This window comes from Coleofasciculus sp. FACHB-542 (assembly GCF_014695825.1).
Taxonomy (GTDB): domain Bacteria; phylum Cyanobacteriota; class Cyanobacteriia; order Cyanobacteriales; family FACHB-T130; genus FACHB-T130.
In genome coordinates this window covers 1-19587 of record NZ_JACJPB010000058.1, presented here as the reverse complement: position 1 = coordinate 19587, position 19587 = coordinate 1, and the positions used below count along the sequence as shown (strand labels likewise).

At 47.2% G+C, this 19587-nt stretch carries 19 protein-coding genes and 1 pseudogene; 7 read left to right on the top strand and 13 right to left on the bottom strand.

Features of this window, described 5'->3' with window-relative positions:
• Window positions 1-186 (top strand): annotated as a pseudogene (locus H6F52_RS25525) (IS630 family transposase); the annotation flags it as partial.
• 10 nt (window positions 187-196) lie between these two features.
• Here the strand turns inward: H6F52_RS25525 and H6F52_RS24100 are convergent.
• The 3 genes from H6F52_RS24100 to H6F52_RS24090 all read right to left on the bottom strand — a co-directional run bounded on the left by H6F52_RS24100 (window position 197) and on the right by H6F52_RS24090 (window position 2286).
• Window positions 197-757: a signal transduction histidine kinase (STHK), LytS gene (locus H6F52_RS24100; RefSeq protein WP_190536976.1), complete on the bottom strand. Its 561-nt coding sequence runs from the start codon at window positions 755-757 to the stop codon at window positions 197-199.
• Between the two features lie 248 nt (window positions 758-1005).
• A complete protein-coding gene (locus H6F52_RS24095; RefSeq protein ID WP_190536975.1) occupies window positions 1006-1524 on the bottom strand; it encodes a BON domain-containing protein in 519 nt (172 codons plus the stop codon).
• Between the two features lie 78 nt (window positions 1525-1602).
• Complete coding sequence (locus tag H6F52_RS24090; RefSeq protein WP_242028870.1) at window positions 1603-2286, bottom strand: general stress protein; 684 nt, start codon at window positions 2284-2286, stop codon at window positions 1603-1605.
• A gap of 520 nt (window positions 2287-2806) precedes the next feature.
• Between H6F52_RS24090 and H6F52_RS24085 the strand changes: the two genes are divergently transcribed.
• The gene (locus tag H6F52_RS24085) at window positions 2807-4369 is read left to right on the top strand and encodes a hypothetical protein (protein WP_190536974.1); all 1563 of its coding nucleotides are present in this window, start codon (window positions 2807-2809) and stop codon (window positions 4367-4369) included.
• Window positions 4370-4436: 67 nt separating this feature from the next.
• Here H6F52_RS24085 and H6F52_RS24080 read toward each other — a convergent pair whose 3' ends face one another.
• A complete protein-coding gene (locus H6F52_RS24080; protein ID WP_190536973.1) occupies window positions 4437-6086 on the bottom strand; it encodes an alpha/beta hydrolase in 1650 nt (549 codons plus the stop codon).
• Window positions 6087-6468: 382 nt separating this feature from the next.
• On the opposite strand from H6F52_RS24080, the gene H6F52_RS24075 reads away from it, so the two are divergent.
• On the top strand, window positions 6469-6771 hold the full coding sequence (locus tag H6F52_RS24075; RefSeq protein WP_190434068.1) for a Dabb family protein: 303 nt from the start codon (window positions 6469-6471) through the stop codon (window positions 6769-6771).
• A 132-nt stretch (window positions 6772-6903) separates the two neighbouring features.
• Here the strand turns inward: H6F52_RS24075 and aspS are convergent, their stop codons facing one another.
• Together aspS and H6F52_RS24065 are read right to left on the bottom strand one after the other, a co-directional pair.
• Complete coding sequence (gene aspS / locus H6F52_RS24070; RefSeq protein WP_190536978.1) at window positions 6904-8709, bottom strand: aspartate--tRNA ligase; 1806 nt, start codon at window positions 8707-8709, stop codon at window positions 6904-6906.
• A gap of 373 nt (window positions 8710-9082) precedes the next feature.
• Window positions 9083-9388 carry a hypothetical protein gene (locus H6F52_RS24065; protein ID WP_190528200.1) on the bottom strand — a complete coding sequence of 102 codons (306 nt, stop codon included), beginning with the start codon at window positions 9386-9388 and terminating at the stop codon, window positions 9083-9085.
• 207 nt (window positions 9389-9595) lie between these two features.
• On the opposite strand from H6F52_RS24065, the gene H6F52_RS24060 reads away from it, so the two are divergent.
• Window positions 9596-10117 carry an orange carotenoid protein N-terminal domain-containing protein gene (locus H6F52_RS24060; protein WP_190413679.1) on the top strand — a complete coding sequence of 174 codons (522 nt, stop codon included), beginning with the start codon at window positions 9596-9598 and terminating at the stop codon, window positions 10115-10117.
• Window positions 10118-10223: 106 nt separating this feature from the next.
• Here the strand turns inward: H6F52_RS24060 and H6F52_RS24055 are convergent, their stop codons facing one another.
• The 3 genes from H6F52_RS24055 to H6F52_RS24045 all read right to left on the bottom strand — a co-directional run bounded on the left by H6F52_RS24055 (window position 10224) and on the right by H6F52_RS24045 (window position 13955).
• On the bottom strand, window positions 10224-10988 hold the full coding sequence (locus H6F52_RS24055) for an ABC transporter ATP-binding protein (protein ID WP_190536972.1): 765 nt from the start codon (window positions 10986-10988) through the stop codon (window positions 10224-10226).
• Window positions 10989-11063: 75 nt separating this feature from the next.
• A complete protein-coding gene (locus tag H6F52_RS24050) occupies window positions 11064-12281 on the bottom strand; it encodes an ABC transporter permease (protein ID WP_190536971.1) in 1218 nt (405 codons plus the stop codon).
• Window positions 12282-12368: 87 nt separating this feature from the next.
• Complete coding sequence (locus tag H6F52_RS24045; protein ID WP_190536970.1) at window positions 12369-13955, bottom strand: efflux RND transporter periplasmic adaptor subunit; 1587 nt, start codon at window positions 13953-13955, stop codon at window positions 12369-12371.
• 314 nt (window positions 13956-14269) lie between these two features.
• Here H6F52_RS24045 and H6F52_RS24040 point away from each other — a divergent pair, with 314 nt between their 5' ends.
• A complete protein-coding gene (locus H6F52_RS24040; protein ID WP_339380202.1) occupies window positions 14270-15154 on the top strand; it encodes a tetratricopeptide repeat protein in 885 nt (294 codons plus the stop codon).
• 242 nt (window positions 15155-15396) lie between these two features.
• On the opposite strand, the gene H6F52_RS24035 is transcribed toward H6F52_RS24040, so the two are convergent.
• Window positions 15397-15630, bottom strand: coding sequence for a Nif11-like leader peptide family natural product precursor (locus H6F52_RS24035; protein WP_190528204.1), 234 nt, complete (start codon window positions 15628-15630; stop codon window positions 15397-15399).
• A gap of 95 nt (window positions 15631-15725) precedes the next feature.
• On the opposite strand from H6F52_RS24035, the gene H6F52_RS24030 reads away from it, so the two are divergent.
• Window positions 15726-16259 (top strand): hypothetical protein, encoded by a 534-nt coding sequence (locus tag H6F52_RS24030; RefSeq protein ID WP_190536969.1) that lies wholly within the window; start codon window positions 15726-15728, stop codon window positions 16257-16259.
• Window positions 16260-16710: 451 nt separating this feature from the next.
• Here the strand turns inward: H6F52_RS24030 and H6F52_RS24025 are convergent, their stop codons facing one another.
• Both H6F52_RS24025 and H6F52_RS24020 read right to left on the bottom strand, forming a co-directional pair.
• Window positions 16711-16929 carry a hypothetical protein gene (locus H6F52_RS24025; protein ID WP_190536968.1) on the bottom strand — a complete coding sequence of 73 codons (219 nt, stop codon included), beginning with the start codon at window positions 16927-16929 and terminating at the stop codon, window positions 16711-16713.
• A 161-nt stretch (window positions 16930-17090) separates the two neighbouring features.
• Complete coding sequence (locus H6F52_RS24020) at window positions 17091-17522, bottom strand: nuclear transport factor 2 family protein (RefSeq protein ID WP_190536967.1); 432 nt, start codon at window positions 17520-17522, stop codon at window positions 17091-17093.
• A 277-nt stretch (window positions 17523-17799) separates the two neighbouring features.
• Between H6F52_RS24020 and H6F52_RS24015 the strand changes: the two genes are divergently transcribed.
• Window positions 17800-18129 carry a phosphomannose isomerase type II C-terminal cupin domain gene (locus H6F52_RS24015; protein WP_190413787.1) on the top strand — a complete coding sequence of 110 codons (330 nt, stop codon included), beginning with the start codon at window positions 17800-17802 and terminating at the stop codon, window positions 18127-18129.
• Between the two features lie 248 nt (window positions 18130-18377).
• Here H6F52_RS24015 and H6F52_RS24010 read toward each other — a convergent pair whose 3' ends face one another.
• On the bottom strand, window positions 18378-19343 hold the full coding sequence (locus H6F52_RS24010) for a restriction endonuclease (RefSeq protein ID WP_190536966.1): 966 nt from the start codon (window positions 19341-19343) through the stop codon (window positions 18378-18380).
• Window positions 19344-19587: the final 244 nt, after the last annotated feature.

Genomic DNA, 19587 nt, shown 5'->3' with positions numbered 1-19587 from the left:
TTGCCTGCCTATTGCTCCCAGATGAACCCCATCGAAGGACAGTGGCATCAACTCAAAGCTCATGAAATTTCAGGACGAATGTTCGACAATGAATATGATTTAGCCCTGGCTGTGATGGAGGGCATGGAATCCCGAAGTGAACAAGGTGGGTATATGTTGGAGCGTTTTAGGTTTAAATCATCCTAGCTACTTAATATCAAAGAGGCATTTCATTGATGGATGGCGGTGGTGATGCCGCAGCATCGTAAATTCTTAATTCTTGGACGTTCCAACGGTTGAGAATTGCTTCAGCTTGACGCACCTCTGCTTCTGTGCCCTCAACGATCAAGAAATAGTCCCCATGATGAATGCGATCGTTGTAAATTGCGGCTTGCTCATCAGGAATCCCGTAGCCAGTCAAGGCACCTAATAAGCCGCCTGCGGTTGCACCAATCACACCACTGGTTAAAGTAGTCGCTAAAGCCGTGGCTGCCACCCCAATAATGCTAATTGGCCCTAATACGGGAATGGCGGCAATGGTGCCTAGTCCCAGCGCCAAACCTAAGACGCCTCCGGCTGCACCACCCGCGATCGCGCCAAGGGTCGTTCCTTCTTGCGCTTTAGAAGTCGGTGGCGGGGATACTTGCTCAGGCTCTTTGTTGATTGCAGAAACCTGATTCATTGGAAACCCACCGGCTTTTAATTCCTGAATTGCGCCTTCTGCATCTTGCAAGCTGGAGAACACGCCAAAAGCTCGTTTTGGCTGAGTAAGCACCATTACCCTTTCCTCTCTAACTCTTTAGGAATCTATTCGTGATTTTGCCACAAGCGAAATCAAATTACAGTTTCACCGTTATTACACAGGACTTATCCAGTTGCCGTGAACTAAAGCCCACTAAAGTTCCAGCTTCATCGCTCAAAGCCATGAAATGGATTGGTTTGAGTTTTTTTAGTCAGTTTAAACTGACTTAGGCTTTCAGCCAGGAAATTGATTTCCTGGTTTCCAGTCCGTAAGTCCTAGTAAAGTTACTGTTTCTGCGCTGGGGCAACTTTCGCTTGAACAGCTACTGTCTTAACCCCCTTGATTTCCTTCGCCAACGGTTCTATTTTTGCCACTTGATCTGGCTTTTCTACAGTTCCTACAACTGTTACAGCTCCGTCTTTAGCATCAATTTCTAATTTGCTGCTGGGCAAGTTCGCTTCTAACTTGCTACGAACCTCGCTTTCCAAGTCGCTATCAGCTCTTTTTAGGGGGTCGCCAGCAGCATTATTACGTTGCTCGCGTGCCCGAATATCAGATTCTAGCTGTCTTTTGCGGACATCACTCGATGCATCGTTCTTCGCGCCTTGATCGGGTTGTGCTGATTCATCAGCCGAGGGTGATGCTGGGGCACTGGCATTTGGACTGGCGGCTCCAGTTGCAGCAGGCGAAGAAGTCTGACTTGAATCAGAATCCGCTCCACCTGCCGTTTTCTCATTGTTGTCGCAAGCAGCAACACTCACTAACAAGACGCCACTAAACAGTAATGTTAAAAACTTGTTCATTTTTCAATTCCTCACTTCGAGCAGATAAGAGGTGGAAGCTTTTTACCTCCCACCCCGTTCAATCGTTCTCAAATCAGCCTAAAGAGTCTGTTCCCGACGGTCGATAATTTGAACCGGGGTATCCGTGCGTGGAGTTGTATCAACTACTGGAGTTTGATAGGTACCACTGGGATCGGCAATATCAGATGTGCGAGTTGTCGTTGTAGTGGTTGTATTGGTTGCAGGAGCATCGTAGATACCCCAATCTTGAATTCCCCGATGACTGAGAATCGCTTCGGCACGACGGATATCGTCGTCGCTGCCGTCTACCATTACTAAATAATCCCCACGGGATACTCGATCGCTATAGTGTCTGGCTCTTTCTTCAGGAATTCCCAAACCGATTAATGCACCTAAAAGACTTCCTGCGGCTGCACCAATGGCACCGCCAGAAAGGGTTGTAGCAATAGCGGTGCCTGCTGCTCCCGCTAGCATGACAGGGCCAAGTCCCGGAATTGCCAAGGCTCCCAGACCAACGAGCAAGCCGGTTAGACCGCCCAAAGTACCGCCGGTGACGGCACCTGCTTTCGCACCTTCGTCGGCTTTATTGCCAACGCGATCGCTTACATCGGCACCAGCAATGTCGTTTCCTTTGTCCGCGTCACGAGCTACTACGGACACGTTGTCCATAGAAAAACCAGAATTTTTTAGTTCAGTCAGTGCTACTTCGGCGTCTCGATAGTTTGAAAATACGCCAACAGCACGCTTATGTTGTCCTAACATCAGTGTTTTCTCCGATTGCCACTGAACCTAACCAAATTGTGTTACTAACACAGCAGCATTAGTCTGTCAGTAACAGTTCAATTCTTGCTTTTTATTTGACCGAAGCCATCAATCTTCAGATATAACTTCAATCTCCAATTTTCTAGTTTTTTGCAATTCCCCATCTTCCTTAGGAATTAGATCGTTACTAATTGAGGGAGTTGCACTTTGACCGTCTGCTCTTTATTAACAATCTTTTTAGGGGTCTTCAACTAGCAAGTACAGTAAGAGTTTGAGAAACAAAAGCTTATTTTCTTAACAAAAAAACATATATTAGGAAACGCTAGTAAAAAGAAAACAAATAGTTAGAGTTCTGTAAACTGTTAAATAGGAAGCGCAAGAAGTGATAGACAAAAAAATATTTTCTCCTATTCAATGATTTTATTAAAAACAGAGGACTTTAATTTTTGGGTCAAAACAGGGAAGTATAAATAAGGTCTACTGGGTTGTTTTATCAAGTTGTCAGATTGAGGAGTTTCAGATGCGGTACTTATTATTAATTTTTGTGTCTTCCCTACTAAGCTTGGTGTCCGGACAGGCGATCGCGCAGGCAGAGTCCCAAAGGCTGGGTGTAAGCCGCCAAATCCCTTCGAGTTCAGCTTCGGATCAAAGTTTCTGGCCCCAAGCTCAGCGATTGGTACAAACTCAAATCAATTTAATTAATCGAATCGAAAGAGCGAGTGCGTCTCCCGAACCCTACCCGGCTTTTGCGGCGGAGGGGCAAATCCTCCTCCACCAGGGAGAAGTAGACCGCTTTCTCAAGAGCCAATATCCCAATCCTGCTTTGCTGTGTACCCGCACGAACGGCGTTACCCCGGCAGGCTCTAATTTAACCTTGGAGCAGGCGCAGGTGTACTGCGCTCTCTATGCTTCGACGCAGCAATTATTGCCCCTGCGTCCGGTGCTAGAACGGCGACAGTCCATTCTCGCTCCTACCAGAGGAAATCCTTTGGCAATTGGTCAACCGTCGATTTTGACCGTACCTCCTCAGCGTTTGGCGGTTCCAGTGCCCAGATTTCCCGCTCCGGAACCGCCAGTCGTTGGTGTAGCGGCAAAGACACCGATTTCTGGCTATCAGCCGCCAATTCAGCCAGCGATCGCGCCCTCCCAACAAACCGTGACAACCCTCCAAACTGCCAAAAAGTTCTTGGGACAAGCTGTAGCAGCATTTCCCGCCTCCGCCCGTTTTACTGATATCGCGGAAACGTACCAATTAAACGAACGCAACACCTACGCCCTGTATCGGCAAGAGCCAAGTCTGTATACCGAATTTCTTTCTCAGCCCAACACCGGCATTGCCCGCGTTTTACCATCTGAGGCTTACCGTCAACAACTGAATCCGCTAGGAAATCGCCTCTCGCCCAGCGTAGCAGAGCGTTTCCCATTTCCAGCCTTGCTGCGGGGAGTTGGCGGCGGTAGCGATGAGGAATCTACTCCCTCATCGGTGCGAATTGGTCCTGCGGAGGAATTTACTCCACGCTTTGCGGTTCGGATGGAAGGGGGCAACTTTGAGATTGCCCAGCAAGGGCTAGATTATGGCTTCATGGTGGATTTGGGAGAAGTCCCCTTAGAAAACCTCGACCCCACCTTGAAGAAAGTCCGCGCCTTATCGCCGCAAACGCGCCAGTTTTTCCTCAATTATCGTCCGCCGAATCAATTGGCATCGATTCAGGTAGATCGACAGCGGTTTATCACGGGAAAGCTGGGTCAGGTGGCTTTCAGCGAACCCGTGCAACAGACGAGAGCGATCGCATCCTCGATCGACCGCCTCTCTCCAAATGCACCAGCGATGCTGAACCACACCTACTTAATGCGATTAGTCCAATTCCAGGTGCCGGAAGTGGTTCAGACGGGAGGAACCGTTTCTAGGGAACAACGCCGCTATCTTGACCAAATTTTAGAATTGCCCAGCAGCGATGTCCTGGTCGCCTTCCGTCCCGTCAGCCGCCGTGCTGATGGCAGTTACACGGTTTTATGGCAAGTGCTAACTCAGTTTCCAGATCCCCAGATTGAAGATGTGGAGAAGTACATCAAGTTGCAGTAGTAAGTAATCGGTGATTTTATTTCGAGCCAAGACGCAAAGAAGTTATTCTTTGCGTCTTGCCTTGACATTATTTTTTCCCTTGATTCTGAAGGAAATCGTCAACTACTGCTTGCGCTTGGGGCGGAATTTCCGTGACGAGACGAATCGGGAAAGCATCGGTTGAAGCCAACTGAGCATATTCTGGGGTGAGGAAAATTGCGTACTTGGCAGCATCATCGGTGAGTTGTCCTGCCATTGCCAGCGCGATCGCGTTCATGTAGCTGCGGATGGCAACCGCCTGTTCGCCAACGATTTCCCCGCCCGTGTACAGTGTATTCGGTTGTCTCGCTTGATCTTGGGTAGTGCTAGGATCTTTCACACTTAAATGGGTGCTTCCCACCACACCCACCAGCCATTTTGGGCTGGGTATTTTAGAAAAGCCGATAATTTGTTCGGTTAAAGCGGGAGTCGTCTTATCAGCGGAAGCAGCTTCAATTAAAGTGGGGACTTGCACAGCGCTTAAACCTGTTTCGCCAAAGAGCAAAGACGTGGTGGGATTGAACGCGATCGCTGCTTTGACTCTGGGATCTCGCAGTTGATAGCGGTCTTCTGGAAGTCCGCTCGCAAAACACTGGGAAGCTTCCCCAAGATTGAAGGAAATTACATTCCCTTTACAGCGCTCTTTTAAAGACGCTAATTGCAACTCGGCACCCGCAACCGATAAAGCTGTACTACCCCCCAGAGAATACCCGATTACCATGACGCGATCGGGTGCCAGTTTCCCCTGAAGTTCCCCGGCTTGATTCAGCTTTTCTAGTTCGTCGATAACAAAACTGATATCCTTGGGACGATTCAAAAACTCCTGAGCATCCAATAAGGGAGCTTTGCCTCTAACTACCTGCTTCACATGACTTTCGTTACTCCCAGGATGTTCTAAGGCTGCCACTACATAGCCATAGGATGTCAAATGCTCTGCCAGGTAGCGCATATCGGTGCGAACCGAACCTAAGCCATGCGATAGAACAATTATCGGTTTAGCCGGAGAAGCCGCTTCCGACCAGTAAACATCAAGGGGAATTTCCCGGCGGCGCTGGGTATCATTGAGTTTCAAGTTCAGCACCTGCACGGATGCCGTTCCCGGTAGCGTGGGATCGAAAGGTAAATTAAGTTGGGGGCGCTTGACAGTCAGTTGGGGGGCAATCTCTGCCATAAACCACTGAGTTTGCCAAAAAGCGCTGTTAAAATTTTCGACAACTTTAAACGCCCGACTTAAGTCTATATCAAGCGTTTGACGGGGATAAGCTTCGATAAAGCTGAGTAAAGACAGTCCTTCTGGTGCCCTAGCCCCTAATACGAGTCCCGATCGCACGTCTAGCACTCCGACATTATCCTGACGCGATGTTGTGCTAGCCAAAGAAGATGCGATCGCGCTACCAATTTGAGTATCGAGTAACCGACTCACTTGCACAACATCAATATCAAATTTTGCCCTCAGCGCTGACAGAATTTGGCTTCGTTGTTGCGAAGACAGGTTTCTTGCAAAACTTCTCAAAGACGATGGGGTGGTTCCCGTTTCCGCAAGCTGGCGGAGATCCGCGATATTGATGGATTCAGTAGAGGAGCCTTTCCGAACCACGATGGTTTGAGCGGCTTGTACAGAAGGAGTTGCGCTGCTGATGTAGGCGCAACCACTGAGGACGCTGATAACTGACAACAGCCATCTCAAGCGCGATCGCATGAATATTTCTCCTTGTTTGTGCTTTTTGGCTATCTACTTGCAATTATTGTAGGGGCGCACGGCTGTACGCCCCTATAGATGTATACCGTGCAATTTATTCTTCACAGGCACGAAGCGGATGACGTTAGGTTGTAGCCTTTGTCTGTACAGCCGCGACTTTCAACCATAGAGCAAGTGCAGCAAGCAGCTCACAAGCAGCAGAATAATTGAGAACCATTTGGTCTTGCGAGTGAATTTGTTGAAGACAGCAAGCACCCAAAGAAGCAGGGTTAAGGGGCGAGTGCTTGTGACAGAATTTTATTGAGAGCGATCGCGTCTGGCTGTATGTTCTTTCTGTTCCCAGCTAAGCTTTTAGAGACTCTGCTATCAGTAACCTAAGCAAATGCCTCAGATTCAACACATGGTTCTGCTCAAATTTAAACCAGAAATAACGCAGGAAAAGATTGCAGATTTGTTAAACCAACTGGGTGAACTTCAGCTATTAATTCCAGGTATTACCTACTATGCTGGGGGAGCCTATTCTAGTCACGAGGGGCTGAACCAGGGCTATAACCACGGATTTTTGATGACATTTGAGAGCGCGGATGCCCGCGATTTCTATCTGCCGCATCCCGAACACGAACGAGTGAAGTCTGCGATATTAGAATGCTTAGATGATTTCATCATCTTTGATTTTGCAGCTTAATAGTTTTTTGGGAGATTGGGAAGAGAGCGGAGCGATCGCTATCTTTTCCTCACGCCTCTGTTTCCCTTTCCCAAAATTTTAAAGGCGCACAATTCATTGTGCGCCTCTAAATCTTGATTGCGATCGCGCGAGTTACTGCTTGTCTTTTTCGCTGGATTTGGGCTTGTATGTCGAAGCAACGTGCAATTCCTTCAACTGCTTTCCATCGACACCAGAGGGCGCATCGGTCAATAAACAACGAGCCTGCTGTGTTTTCGGGAAAGCAATCACATCCCGAATCGATTCTTCCCCTGCTAAGAGCATCACCAAGCGGTCTAAACCGTAGGCAATTCCCCCGTGTGGCGGCGTGCCGTATTCAAACGCCTCTAGGAGAAATCCAAACTTGGCATAAGCTTCCTCTTTCGCCAAGCCAATAGCTTCAAACACCTGCTCTTGAACCTCGCGCTGGTAAATCCGCCGACTTCCACCGCCAACTTCCACGCCGTTGAGAATCAGGTCATAAGCTTGCGCCCGTGCCGTCTTCAGGTCGTGCAAATCATCGGGATGGGGAGCCGTAAACGGATGATGCAGCGCTTCTAGGCGCTTCTCATCCCCATTCCACTCAAACATGGGGAAGTCTGTCACCCAAAGCAGGTTGTTTTTGTCAGGATCGATGAGTCCTAGTTCGCGCCCAATCACCTGACGCAATCTGTCTAGGGTTTTATTAACTGTATTCATATCGCCCGCACCAAATAGCAAAAGATGACCGGGTTTTGCACCTGTGCGACTTAGCAATTCTTGTTTTTGCGCTTCGGTGAGGTTGTCTTTAATCGCGCCAATGGTGTCGAGTTCGCCGTCATCTCGCACGCGAATATAGGCAAGACCCTTAGCACCAGCTTCGCTGGCTTCTTTAAATAGGTCGCCGCCTGGTTTAATCCGCACGTTGGAGAAGGCGTCGTTTCCGCCAGGAACGGGCAATACTTTGACGATACCGCCAGAGGCGACAGCGCCGGAAAATACCTTAAACCCAGAATCTTTCAGCAAATCGGAAACGTTGACAAGTTCTAAGCCAAAGCGGGTGTCTGGTTTATCGCACCCGTAGCGATCCATCGCGTCTGCATAAGTCAGGCGCGGGAAGGGACGGGGTAAGTCGATGCCTTTGACCGTTTTGAAGATATGGCAAACTAAACTTTCGTTGAGCTGGAGAATCTCTTCTTGAGACATGAAGCTCATCTCCATGTCTAACTGAGTAAATTCTGGCTGTCTGTCTGCGCGTAAATCTTCATCCCGGAAGCAACGAGCAATCTGGTAATAACGGTCATAGCCGGATACCATCAGCATTTGCTTAAATAGCTGCGGCGACTGAGGAAGCGCATACCACTCGCTGGGATTGACGCGGCTGGGGACGAGGTAATCCCGTGCGCCTTCGGGAGTCGATTTGGTGAGAATCGGCGTTTCGATTTCGATGAAGTTTTCGATGTCTTCTAGGTAGCGACGGATGGCTTTGACGACTTGGTGACGCAACTGGAGGTTGCGAGTCATGCGATCGCGTCTTAAGTCTAGATAGCGATACTTCAATCGCAAGTCTTCGCGCAGGGATTCTGTGTCTCCCGCCCCTACTTGGAAGGGCAGCTGCTTGTAGACCTGATTGAGCAGTTCAATTTTATCTGCGTAAATTTCAATCTCGCCAGTCGGGAGGCGGGGATTAAGCGAGTCTTCGGGACGTTTGCTGACTCGACCTGTAATTCTGAGGACGTATTCGTTGCGCTGGTTTGCCGCCTCTGCGTAAGAGTCAGGCGTCCGCACTGGGTCGCTGATAATTTGAACGATGCCGGTGCGATCGCGCAAATCTAAAAATATCACCCCCCCGTGGTCGCGGCGACGGTCTACCCATCCACACAAGGTGACAGTTTGTCCAATATGTTCGCTTCTAGGTTCGCCGCAGTAATGGGTTCGCATGGTTGCCGATCGAATGCTTGCTGAAAGATTGGGATTTAAAGGTAACAAAATGTGAAAGCTTTGCCCATTATCCTGCATTCTTTGTAATTCTGTTCAAACTGCTAGGGGCTGAACCTAGCGAACCTCTAACAATTCCTGACATTGGTACCAAAATAACTAAAGCTCAACCAACGCTTGGTTGAGCCATATTTTTGCATTTTGAGCGATTGGGATACGTCGCAGTGACCCTAAACTAGTTTAGAGCCAAATCATTGCGGCATCGTCTACGCGATCGCTATCCTAATTTTTTTTAGTGAATACGGCTTTACTTCCCTGGTTTACCCAGTCCTATCGCTTTTTCCACGATTTATCGCTTTTATTGGCTGTTTTTTTCTTAAGCTCTAGGATTGACATCCTTCGCCATTTCCCGGAAGTCGTCCGGATTGCTATGAGCCTCTGGTGAGGATTTCATCTCTGTTGGCTGGGGCATTTTCCGGGCAGCACCTGTTGCCGCTTCAGCAGCTTGGGCACCAGCACCACTCTGGTCAACTTCACTGACGCTAAATTCTTTTGATGCTGCGTAGTCAGCGTCGAAATCGACACTTTGCGTTGCTTCTTCACCTGCAACCATGCGTTCGGCAGCTAGCTGGGCATCTTGAGTTGTCGCTTGATTCGGATCGGGTTTCACTTCTTCAGTCATAAGTAACTCCTATTTATTTAGACTTTTTTATCTGCAATTTAGATTTTAAAGGAGCGATCCCCGTTCCTTTGACCCTCTGGAGATAGATCCTTAGCCAACTCTCAATCTACAAAACCGAGCGAGTCAAACTCTCTCTCTTGGAGGGCGATTTTAACCCACCAAGTTTGCAACTCTTGGAAATATTAACCTCACTGTCGGATAAAATTTATGACTACAAACCAAAAATCTCAAGCTCTTTCCAGTGAAACTCAAAAAGTGGTTGAGGCTTTTGAAGCGTTGAACACGGATGACAAACTAGCATGGTTTTATTACGTTTATGAAAAGATGGGAGATTCGATTACTCCCGCTGCCCCAACGGCAACCGATCCAGAACTGGCTCCGAAGCTGTTAGGAGAATTTTTTGATTTGGATGACGATCGCCAGTTGGCAATTATGCGAGAAATTGTCAATCGCGAAAACACAGAATATTCCCATGCTTATGGGGCTTTGAAAGAGAATAATCAGTTAATGGTTTGGTATGCTTGGGCGCAGGGTATGGGTGATACGGTCGTAGATGTGCCCTCGGACTACCAAGCAAATAACCCCGTTAACGACCTAATGGGTCAAATTGAAGGTCTTGACTTTGAGGGACAAATTTCCATGTTCCGGACAATCGTTAGCAACATGGGCTATACGGACGTGAAGCCAATTCCCTCTCAAGCTGAAACTGGTAAGACTGCCAGTCTGTAAATTATTTCCTTGTGCGATCGCAGGGGCGTATAGCCGTGCGTCCCATGATGTGATCCGAAATGCCATTAAAAAAGAGCGTTCTTGGAATTGAACGCTCTTTTTGCAATTAAGAAACGGCGACTTTACCAATATCGCCTGGGGTTAAATGGGAATGCAGCACTTGTCCATCCCGAAACCAGACGATGCGTTTGGTGAGACGAGCAACTTCAGGCTCGTGCGTAACCATGACCACGGTGATGCCGCTGGTATTCAGTTCTGTGAAGATGTCCATCACTTCTTCGGTCGTTTTGGAATCCAGTGCGCCCGTGGGTTCATCAGCAAGCAGCAAGACGGGTTTGTTGACAATCGCACGCGCGATCGCGACCCGCTGCTGTTGTCCCCCAGACAGTTGATTCGGTCTGTTATTCAGCCGATGCTCTAAACCAACGCGAGTTAGAGCAACTGTTGCACGTTGGCGTCTTTCAGCACTCGGAATACCCGCATAAACCATCGGTAGCATGACATTTTCTAACGCTGTTAGTTGTGGCAAAAGATGGAATTGTTGAAACACAAAACCAATCTTTCGATTGCGAATTCCCGCTAAGTCAGCATCTTCTAGAGAGGACACATCCACGTTATCTAGGTAATATCTTCCGTCGGTGGGTCGGTCGAGACAACCGATAATATTCATCGCCGTAGATTTGCCCGATCCAGACGCCCCCATAATCGCGCAATATTCGCCCTCCTCTACAATTAAGCTCACACCAGCCAGGGCACGAACTTCTGTATCGCCGACGCCGTAAATCTTGGTGACATCCTCTATACGAATGACGACAGGCTTTTTTGAAGGATTGAGGGCTGAGGACTCAGGAGTGAGTTGTTGATTGCTCATTGAAGGATGGAATAATTGCTAATTGTGCAAAAGCTTTAGAGAGGAACGAGGAATCCTAAACATTGTTCGTATATTTTAAGCACTCCGCAAAGCCACAATTGGGTCAAGTTTAGCGGCTCGTCGCGCCGGGACGACGCCAAAGAATAGCCCAATACCGCCAGAAACACTGACAGCAATAACAATTGCCACGGGTGAAATGCCAGCTTTCAGAGGGGTGAAGGCACTGACGAGCGAGATCCCGCCAACGCCAATCAGAGTCCCTAATAAGCCACCCGCCGCTGAGAGAATTACCGCTTCGATGATGAATTGAATCAGGATATCTTGCTCTCGTGCGCCAATCGCCTTGCGAAGCCCGATTTCTTGGGTGCGTTCGGTGACGGAGACGAGCATAATGTTCATCACGCCAATGCCTCCGACAAACAGGGAAATAGCAGCGATCGCAGCTAACATGAATGTCAAGCCGCTAGTAATCGTGTTTACAATGCCCAAAAGGTCTTTTTGACTGCGAACGGTAAAGTCATCTTCACCGTTGATTTTGTGCCGCAACCGCAGCAGATTGGCTACCTGAAATTGAGCGGCTCCAATGCTATTTTCATCTTTGGCAGAAATAGAGATAGCTGTCACTTCAAGACCATAGGGAGACGTATTTCCCACAATCCGATTCGCTAGGGTAGTGATGGGTAAATAAGCTGCTTCATCCGGATTATCTCCCAGCGCCGAACCTTTGGGTTTCATCACGCCAACAATTTGAAAGCTGATATTTTTAATCCGCAGTTGTTGCCCGATCGGATCTTGATTGTCAAATAATTTATCTGCTAATTCTGACCCCAGGATGACAATTTGATTACTCCGCTTAATATCAAGATCGGTAATAAATCGTCCTCGATCGACATCAAAACTTCTCGCTGAGAGATACTCTGGCGTTGTACCGAGAATCAATGTAGTCGTATTTTTGCTGCGGTAGGTAACTAATTGTCTGGAATTGATCTGGGGAGCGACATCTTGGATGGAAGGCACCTGAGACGCGATCGCTCTGGCATCTTCAAGAACTAGCGTTTTCGGCACCTCAAAGGTCGTATTCCGAGTTTTCTGGGAACCAGGAACCACAAACAGCACGTTTGGCCCCAACGACTCAAACTGTTCGGCGGCTAACCTTTGCGCTCCTTGTCCAATTCCCACCATCGCAATCACCGAGGCATTGCCAATCATAATGCCCAGCATGGTGAGACTGCTACGCAGTTTGTTTGCTACCAGCGTCGTGGCAGCCATTTTGACGCTTTCTACAATATCCATATTCGGTAATCGGTAATTGGTAATCGAGAAGGGGTAATCAGAAACCTGACTAATGACTAATTAGCTATTACCCATTACCAACTCTCCTTATTCCTCTGGCTTGGGTTTGCTATCTTTGGGCAAATCGATGAATACGCGATCGCCTTCGTTGATACCATCTAAAATCTGCGTTTGGTTTTCAATCGATGGGCCAATCGTCACCGCTTTAAACTGCGGTTTGTTCTCCTCATCAGGGACTAACACACCCGTCTTTCCTTTCTCAGTGACAATTGCCACTGTGGGAACGACCAAGGCATTATTCGCCGGTTTACCCAAAAAAGTCAGGTCAACATTCATTCCCGACCGCAGTTGTTCCTTCCCCGTGTCTAGGGCGACCCGCACCTGAAACGACGTGACGTTTTGCTCGACCACCGCTTCCGGTGCAATCAGCTTGACCTTGCCTTTAAACACTTGGTCGGGATAGGCATCTGCCACAATCTCAACCGGCTGTCCTTGGGTAATTTGCCCAACATCAACCTCTGGGACTTTCGCCAGAATTTCTAAATCTCTGGCAATAGCAACAATTGAAGTCGAGGTAGCGGAAGCCGTAGTGGAAGCAGAAGTTGTGGGAGTAACGAAAGCGCCTTCTGTGGCGTATTTCTGCGTCACAATCCCCGAAAAGGGAGCGATGATTACCGTGTCGGAGAGCTGGACTTGCACCGCCTGCATCGAAGCTCTGGCGGCGTCAGCGGCTGCTTTTAACCCAGCAATCTCCTCTCGGCGCGTCCCATTTTCTAACTGTCGCAGAGCCGCCTGAGCTTCTGCAACATCCGCTTCTCGCTGAGAAATTTCCTCGCTGCGACCACCCTTTTGGCTTTGCTGTAAGGCAGATCGCGCTTCTGCTACTGCCGCTTGACGCTGCTGGATTTCTTGGCTAGTGCGGTTTTTGAGTTGCTCCAACCGTCGTTGGGCTTCTCTCAGGTTGGCGCTGGCATTGCGGTACTCTGTCAGCACCTCATCCAACTGGTCTTTAGAAATGGCTCCTTGAGAAGCGAGCTGTTGATTGCGATTGGCTCGTTTTTGTGCCAATTCTACCCGCGCTTCGGCGGCAGAGATTTGAGCTTCAGTCTGGGCAATTTCTTCAGGACGACCAATTTGTACCGATGCTAGATTCGCTTCGGCTTGCTCCAGACGAGCTTTGAATTGGGCAATTTCTTCGGGACGACCCACCCGCGCCGCGGCTAAACGGGCTTTCGCTTGCTCTAGACGGGCTTTTGCCTGATTGATTTCTTCGGGACGGCTCCCCGCTTGTGCTTGTTGCAGTTTGGCTTGAGCTTGCTCCAGATTGGCTTTGGCTTGAAAAAATTGAGCCTGAAGCTGGGAATTCTCCATTTGGGCGATTTTTTGCCCTTGCTGGACTCTATCTCCCTGCTCGACGTATAACTTTGCCAAACGCCCAGATGTGGGGGGGCTGAGATTAACGCTTTGAACGGGCACGACGGTACCGCTAGCGGTAATCCGTACTTTCAAGGTTTGCGATTTAACGGGTACGGTCAGGCTCTCGATATCTAGTTTGGGTGTTGCCCGACCCAGGATGAAATAAGTGGTAGAGCCAACTACCAAGATGCTAGACGCTATCAGCCCAATGACCCACCGAGAAGGGTTCTTGACTTTGCTTATTAGTGGAAGTTGCATTCGCGTAGTTTTTAAGTCCGGTAGTACGAATGAACAGACTGCTTAATGAGGGTAATTTTAATGACGATGGGATTCAGCTTTAGCACCAAGGAGTCACACTCACCTGTATCGATCTACAGCAAGTTGCTTATTGTTTCCCTATTTTAGCGAGTTTGAACTTCCTGACGGATTGAACCTTGTTTAGTGTTTCCCGTCAATCCGTTACAGCGATCCCCAAATTAACGTGTGGCTTTGCTCTCGATTTCTGCTAGGGTCAGTTAAATTATTGGTAAGGTTGCTGAACATTTCTTCGCTTATTTCTTTGAGGCTGCACCGTGCCTAAACGTTTTTCAATATTCCCGCTTCTTGTTTTCCTTGGTTTAGGGAGCGTTGCTCTCCCCGCCTCTGGGCAAGCACTCGTGCCCTATACGCTACAAATGGAGTCAAAAGAGCTAGAGCAGCAGGGTTTGAACCTGGCACAAGATGCGGCTCAGCTAGCGCGATTCCAACAATACGATCTAGCATTGCCCAGAGCGCGATTGGCGACTCAGCTGGCTCCCGACAGTTATCAAACCTGGTTTTTACTAGGAAGTTTGTTTTTGCAAGCGCAGGAGGTTAATAATGCCATTGATGCTTTGCAACGAGCCAGAACCCTTCAACCCAACGAACCGGGGATTCTATTTGCTCTGGGAAGCGGGCACTTTCAGCAGGAAAAGTATCAGGAAGCTGTTAGTGTTTTGCAAGCTGGGTTAAAGATCAAACCCGATGTCCCGGAAGCTTTGTTTGATTTAGGCAATGCCTATTACAAACTGAAACGGTTTCCAGATGCGATCGCTCAGTACCAAAAGGCGGTTGCTAAGGAAAAGAAATTCTGGCCTGCAATTAATAATATTGGGCTAGTTAAGTACGAAATGGGCGATATAGATGGGGCGCTTAGTGAGTGGCGTTCCGCTAGCTCTCTCGATAAGGAGGCGGCAGAACCCCGGTTGGCGATGGCGGTGGCGCTGTATGCGAAGGGCGATCGCGAACAGGGTTTGTCTTTGGGAGAGGCTGCGATTCGGTTAGACAGTCGCTACGCCGATGTAAAATTTCTCCAAGAAAATCTTTGGGGCGATCGCTTACTCACAGAAACGAAAAAGTTCCTGTTAACTCCCAGAATTCAGGAAACAATTGCCCAAAATGACAACGAACCTCGACAACCGCAAAACGCCCCTGAGTGAAGCATGAAGAATAAAGGACGAAGGATAAGATTTTATCCTTCGTCCTTTATTTTTTTGCGGGTAGTTTTAAACGTAAAGGCATAGAACCTCAAGACAAACCCACAGACACTAGATAGGGTATAGGGTCTACGCCAAATGCATCGAGAGGCTCAACAGCTTGCTGTTTACTGTGAATGCCCGATTGCTTCGCTGTTTTACTTCCACAGTGCGATCGCGCTTAGGAGCATCTCTGCGAGAATACACTAAATCCAGTTAACCCTCCGCAGCCAAGGCCAAACGCCTGTCTGCCTTCTCAAGATGACACCTTCACTATGTTCTTTGACGACATCCTTCAATTCTTCAGTGGTCAAGGCGTAGCCTAATTCACGAGCAACTTTTACGAATTCCTCTGGACTAGCTACTTCTTGGAATTTTTCGCGTAAACCTGGATCGTAGGTAGCAGCTTCCAGAAATTGACAGGCACTTTCTTTAGACATTTTGACAATCCCCCTACTCTACTGTGTCTTTTTTAGTTCATGCACTATAGCCATTTTAATCGTGCGCTATACTGCTGAAATTCTTTTTTAATCCTATGTTACAGACAGCCGCATCTACCAACCTGAATATTCTTTTAGAAAACCTCCTTTTCCTAGTAATTGTTACGTCTTTTCTTATCTTTGCGGGTTGGCTTTGGAGACATTCACCTCCCTGCACGATTCCTCAACCACTTCCGCCTTGGTTTAGAGCGTGGTTATTTGTTGTACTGCTAGTGGGAGTGGCGCTTCCCCTAGTAGCAATGGTTCTGTGGGGCATATGGTGGAATCATCCCAGCGTATTTCAGGTACTGGTGCCGTACTTTGTCATTTTGGGGTTACAAATTTTATCCGAAAGCGTGACAACGAGACGGTTTCAATCCTGTACGTTCGTGATGGTTCCTTGCTTATACCTTCCTTATCGCGTTTGGCAATTATATAGTGGATTGATGCTTCTGAATTGTGAGAGTGGGACAATCTGGCTACAGAAATTATTAGTGCTAGAAATTGTCCTTTGGATTTTTAATTACGGCGTACACTTGTCGCAGATTCCCCGGCTTCTTAATTGGGAAGTAAAGCCTCAAAGCGATTGAATTTTAGCAGCAGTCGTTGAAATATAAAAGGATGTGAGTAGCTAAATTATGACAGCGTATTCACATCTTAATGCCAGGAATTTATATTAATAATACTTAGTAATTATTTTGATTGGGAAATGAGAAGCACAAACTAGAGTACGATAACGGCTATAGCCGTCCTAAATAATTCGTGAATTATGAGACCTCAACTTCTTAGAGAAGCTGGGGATCTGAAGGGTGGCATCTCGCAAATCCAATAGGATTACTATGGATTTAATTAGCAGGAGATTTATAGGATAAATATCAAATTATTATTTTTATAATATTTATCTTTAGGTCATAAAAAATTCTGGTAAAATTTAATGTTTGCTCTAAATATTCAATGTTGTATATTTGTAGAATCAAAGCGCAGCAAAATACTAAAAAAATTAACAATAAAGTAATAGTAAATTTTAATCACCGGCACTATTTATATTAGGGCAGAAATTTCATCTACAACTTTCAGCCGGTTCTTGCGGACAGCGTAAAGTAGCCGATCAATTGCTCGCTGGTCTTCTTCGCTGATTGCATCTTGCAACAGTGCAGCCATCAGCCCATATCGGTCAGCCAGGGTAATGCTACCAGTGTAGGTAGCTTGAGCAAATAGTTCAGCGATCGCAGAGTCGAGAGGGCAGATTTGAACAGGCATCTTACGGACATTAACTCGATATTTCTAATATCACGCTTTTGCCCGTCTTACTGAGTGATTAACCCCTGTAAAAAATGTGACGATACCCTAGATAATCATGCGATCGCGGGTTTAAGTAAAGGTGATGAGCAGCTAATTGCTGAGTGATATAAATCACACAACTAGCCCTGCGACGGAGACTGTTCTGGGTGCGATTCTACTTTGGGCTGAACCACAACCGAAAGATACTCGCGGTAACGATAAATCTTGTCGCCACGAACATCGAAAGCGATCGCCCCTCGGTTCTGATAAGGCTTCCCCCGCAGATGCCCTTGAGAGCGAATCTCGAACACAACGGTCGTCTCGTTACTGGTGACGCCATCTAGCGTCACCACCAGCTCATTGTTGAAAGCTTCAGACGCATACTCAAAGAAAGCAGCTGCCCGTGCTTTACCGACATTTTCCCCCTGATATTGCCCCACTGGAAACCAGAAGCTAAAGTCATCCGCAAGCATTTCCAAAAACGGTTCCCACTTGCCGGTTCCCATCCCCTGAGTGAAGTGCCCAAATGCACGCTGGGCAGTTTCCATCGTGCTTTGTTGTGTTTGTGCCATGTTTGTAAGCTGCTGCAACTAAATCAATTGTGGCAAAAACAAGCGGAGAGAAGCCGTAGAAATCTCATCGGAACCGCAGGATGCCTGCTTGCATGCTTCGGATGCCGCTACCAGCTACTAGCACCCTCGATATATTGTCCCACCGATAATTAGTGCAGAGGAACTTTCAAAAATGCGGCAAAATTGAGATGCGAATCTTCGGAGACAAGCAGGGATGAATAGCAACCAAAATGAGGGGCAGGCTTCGATTCTGCCCTTACCTGAAGATAGTGACACAATGCGGATACGACCTTGGGGCACAGTCACTGTTTTAGAAGAAGGGCAACGCTACCGGATTAATCGCATTGAACTCAACCCAGGTCATCACATTAGTACCCAAATGCACTATCACCGCAGCGAACACTGGATCGTTGTGTCTGGCACCGCCAAAGTGATTTGTGATGGTAAAGAGACAACCTTAATTCAAAAACAGTCAACCTACGTGCCGATGTCTACAGCTCACCGGGTTGAAAATCCAGGGTGTATTCCTCTAGTGATGATTGAAGTCCAAAATGGAGAATACCTGGGAGAGGATGACATCATCCGTTTCGACGACGCGGAAACCTAACATCGCAAAATCAAAGGATATATAGCACTCTTCCTAAAGGCGAGATCCCCAACTTCTTCAAGAAGTTGGGGATCTAAACCACCAACTTTGGATTGGATTGCTATAGTGTTTCTCAGTTTACTCAAATACAAGACCGAACTCCTAGCCCATTTCTTTTCTTTGTATGGGAGGGGTTGGAGGGTTAGGTTTTATGGCTATAGGTGAAGGATGCGATCGCGCCATGCCACAGGGCAATCAAGTCTTAATCTTTAGTATATCGGTTTGTAAAAAGGGTCTTTATCAATAACTGCCGCCTTAATTTTCTCTTTAAGAAAGTGTTTTAGATCCTTCTCCTGTTCCAGAAGTAAGATGATCTCTTCCAGGGTACAAAGAACTACCACAGCTTGACGAAGTGATTCTTTGCAGGTCTTTATTGCTGCCTCAGTATAGCTAGAAGTTGATATAAAGATGCCACGTGCCTGACCTCTGTTAAAAACTCTTACCAAATGCTGGGAAACCTCACCTGGTCCCAAAGCTGTGCTCCACCACTTCATTTCAACTAAATAAAAATCACCATTAATTTCAGCTACGCCATCGATCTGCTCAATAATACCTTCACCTTGATCTCCTTTTACGGTGAATGCTTCTCGAAGGAGAATTCCACTAGCCTTAAACAGACGATTCAGCACACCTTCTAATACCTTGCCTCGCTTGTGACTATCTGATTCGCGGAATAGCAAAAATAAATCTGCTTTAATGGCAGCTAATTCGTTCCGCCTTCGCTCCACTTCTTCCAGTTTTGCTTTCTCCTGTGCCTGACGCTTTATCCTTTCCTCTTCTCGTTCCTGATACATCTTCGTAAACGAATCTTTAACTTTTAGGACTCGGCTGATTTCAGCTACCAGACCCCTTGCCTTTAATTGGTCTTCTGGCCAACAGGTAGAGAAAGACTCAAATTCGACAATGCGTTTTACGATTTCTCGTCTTTCGCGTAAAGCTGAGTCTCCCCTTTCATTCAGTCGAATTAATACAGTTCGGACGATTTCATACTTAGAGATGCTATCACGGTTAGTGTTGAAAACTATAGCGATATCGTTAGTTAACGTAGAGTCAACACCAGCGCCTCTAAAAAATAGTAATACGTCCTTTTTTGAACGACAAAGTAATGGGACTGTCTCAATGAGAAGCTTTAAAAATTCCGGCGGATAGTGAAAAGTAGAGAAATCGGAATTCATTGCACAGCTCAACTAAATATTACTTAATGATTTCTCAGGAGAGACTTCATAGGCTCTCCTTTATGTAGTTATTTTCAGCCAGAGATAAATCTTTAAGAAACCTGCTTTAAAAATATCATACTTGTATATATCCCTCTTCTGTCACTTTCCGGAGAAGCAAGTAGTAAATCAGTTAAATTATCCAGAAGCCAAACCGGGTTTAAATTGATTCATTGCAGCAATTAAATGATTAAATCCCAGCAAT